Below are 3,338 nucleotides of genomic sequence, written 5' to 3' on the forward strand. Positions count from 1 at the left end.
ATCAGAAACCTTTCCAGACTGATGGACCGTCCCGTGGCTCTGCAGGAAAGGGTATTCACCCGGCTGTTCGAGTCGGCCGAGATAGCGAAGTTCACCAGGGAACAGTACGAGGAATACGAGGACAGCCTCAAGGCCTACCGCGACTGGCAGAACACCATCCATACGGCGGTAATGAAGAGTCTTCAGGAAGGCATTGCGCAGGGGCGTGAAGAAGGACGTAAAGAGGAACGTCTGAAACTGGCCAGAAAATTCAAGGCTTCCGGTATACCGGTCAGCATCATTGCTGAAAATACCGGACTGACGGAAAAGGAGATTGCGGATTTATAACAAATACATACGTACTAACCGGCAAAGCGGGCTGTAGCCGGAAAAGTTGCAGCTTGTCCTGTTGGACAATGCCTTATATCTATACATTTAAGGTACAAATTGAAAATCCGAAGGGACAGGGATATAGAATCTGAGCTCAAGGGAAATTCACCGACCATTCCGGATAACTATGGGACTTTGGTTTGGGTAGCATTACCCACGGTTTTATGCCTTATATGAAGTTTCTGTCCGTCAGACCAGATATTTGCCGCCAGTTTCTTTCAGATTCCAACTCGCGATGGACACCCGCTATTGGCTGTATGATTTCCGCTATTAGGGTTCATCGGGGACATGCACCCGTTAGCTAATAACACCATGCCGAGCATACAAAAAGAGGGTGTGTCATTTTGACACACCCTCTTTTATAAATATCAGTGTTAAAATTATTTCTTATAAGGCAATGTTGCTTTAGTCTTAACACCATTAGCATCAGTAAATGTGGTTTCAAATACACCCTCTTTACCTCCTGATACAACAGTAATTGTAATTCCACCAGTAAAATCAGTAAGTTCACCTGTAGAACCTGCAGCCAAACTATACTTAGCATTAACTTCGTCACTATTAGTTGGAGTCGCATCAGAATTTAGACCAGTCTTAATAGTCAATCCGGCTACAGTTATTTCACCAGCACCATCTGCAACATAAGGCACTGAATATCCATCAAATTCAATGAACAATCCAGATTTCTTACCACCAGCTTCTGAACCATAAGCAAGAGTACCATCATTAGGCAATGTTACAGCTCCTTCAACTTTTGCGTTTGTAGCTGGATCATAATATACAAATTGAGCTCCATCGAAAATAGATTTCAAATTAACTTTGAATTCTTTAGTTACAGAGAAGTTAGCACCCTTATCAAGCAACTCTGCTGAAACAACAGCTGTAAGTTCATTTACAACAAGTTTATTATCTACAATAAGTGCATCCAGATCATCTTTATCAATTGACTTAACTTTCTTAGTTTCAGGATCTACGTAAGTTAATTCATAAGACAAGATAGTACCATCTTCTTTCTTAATATCATCTTTATCGAAGTAAGGATTTTCATTAGCATCTTCCTTAGAAATAAATGCATTATAGAATGATACAGCAGCTTTATTACTAGTATTTTCAATCATTCTTGTAGCATATACACCTTCTTCACTCCATGTTTTCAACAAAGGATTAACAGCTAAGACATCATCAAATGCAGGCAAAGCAACTGTTACTTTTGCTGTTACTTTCTTCAATTCATTGTCAGCATTATCCTTCAATGTAATGGTAACATTGTTTTCACCAGCGTAAATATCAGAAGAAGCTTTGAAAGCATTCTTACTTACAACAGCATACTTAACTTTTCTAATAGTTTTACCTTCACCAGTAGAAACATTGATAGCATTCTTACCAGCTAATGCATCTTCTTTAGTTTCAAAGTAAGTAATATTACTATTCAAGCTAGCATTAGCAAATGTAGCAGCATCAGCTGTTGTTTCCCAAGTCACAGAACCACCATTAGTAGATGAAACTTTATCAGCAGTAGTTGCACTCAAGCTAGTAAATGTATTACCCAAATCTACTAATACACCTTCGAAGTTAGGAATTACAGTAAATGTTTGATTTTCAATTGCATCACCATCTTCAATCAGAACTTTACCAAAGTCCAAATTCATAGTCTTTTCTTCAACATTTCCGTTGATATCAATGATATGCAATTTAACTTCAAGCGATTCACCTGTAGGAATTTCACCAGCCTTATTAGTAGTTGTAATAACCATGCCATTAGCAGAGATTTCATAACGTTCTGCCATATCAGTATTTACGATTTCAATATATGAATCATATACCAAATCAGCATCAGTTTGACCTGCTGCAGAGGTTAAGAACAATTCAGTTTCTCCTAAAGGCAAAGCATTAGAGGTAACATCTTTAGACTGATTATCCTCATAGAAGTTCACTACTACATTATTTACATGAGCTTCTCTTGTACTCTTATTTTTCTGAGTATCAATAATAAATTTATAATCAGTAAGAACCTTACCATCCAAAGCCAAAGCATAACACATATTAGATGTATTATCTTCATTAGCAAAAGCCTTACCAATATTGTCAGTAGTTATAGTATTATCCATTGCAATCTGCAACTTCCAAGCACCCTGAGGATCTGCAGCACGAGAACCCGCACCCGCTGTATAAGGATCCTCATTATTAGCAGAAACAGCCTTAACAGTTACAGGAGCTTTCTGTCCTAAAGAGTTAACCAAAGACAAGCCATCTTCAGCTCCCAAATCAAAAGTAGCTGGAGTTACAACAACATCTACAGTTTTAATCTGACCAACCAACAGCTGACCTTTTACTACCGGTTTCAAGCCTTCCCAAGGATTCAATAAGCGATCAGCAGTACCCCAGTAAATACCTCCATTCTGCGGAGTAGTATTTAAAACAGTTAAATCTTGAGACAAGTTAGTAAAATAATAATTTTTATCGTATGCTGCAGCTTCTGTTACTCTTATTCCAACAGAAGAAGTAGCTTTCGGTAACACATAAGATTTACCATCAACAGTCAAAGTATATGAACCATCACCATTGTCTACGACAGCAACTTTGCTACCAATCTCAAGATCCTGCACTTCATCATTGATATAAAGTTTACCGTCTTCCTTCACTTCAACCTTGATAGCTTCACCTTCTGCGATCTCAACTTTACCAGCTTCTTTACCGTCTACGTAAAGAACATTATCTTTCAATTCAACAGTAGTAATACCAGTTGCAGATGGAACCGGAACCTCAACCTTTGTTCCTTTACCTGTTTCAATGATAAGCATACCGTCAGCATAGCTCAATGTTTTGACACCATCAAGGCCTTCCACTGTAGACTTCAGACTTTCAAGGTCTGTCTTGACAGTGTTGATCTGCTCCTGCAGATTGTTGATGTCATCATCATAATCTTTACAAGAAGTAAAAGTTCCTGCTGAAGCGAACAGAAGCGCTCCGAA

General features: G+C 38.6%; 2 protein-coding genes. One reads left to right on the forward strand and one right to left on the reverse strand.

Features of this window, described 5'->3' with window-relative positions; genetic code table 11:
* The coding region (locus tag C510_RS0115785) for a PD-(D/E)XK nuclease family transposase (RefSeq protein ID WP_018712236.1) at positions 1-327 on the forward strand (327 nt) is incomplete at its 5' end.
* 422 nt (positions 328-749) lie between these two features.
* Here the strand turns inward: C510_RS0115785 and C510_RS17585 are convergent.
* The coding region (locus tag C510_RS17585) for a hypothetical protein (RefSeq protein ID WP_018712237.1) at positions 750-3,338 on the reverse strand (2,589 nt) is incomplete at its 5' end.

The sequence above is a fragment of the Phocaeicola barnesiae DSM 18169 = JCM 13652 genome, from assembly GCF_000374585.1.
Lineage (GTDB): Bacteria > Bacteroidota > Bacteroidia > Bacteroidales > Bacteroidaceae > Phocaeicola > Phocaeicola barnesiae.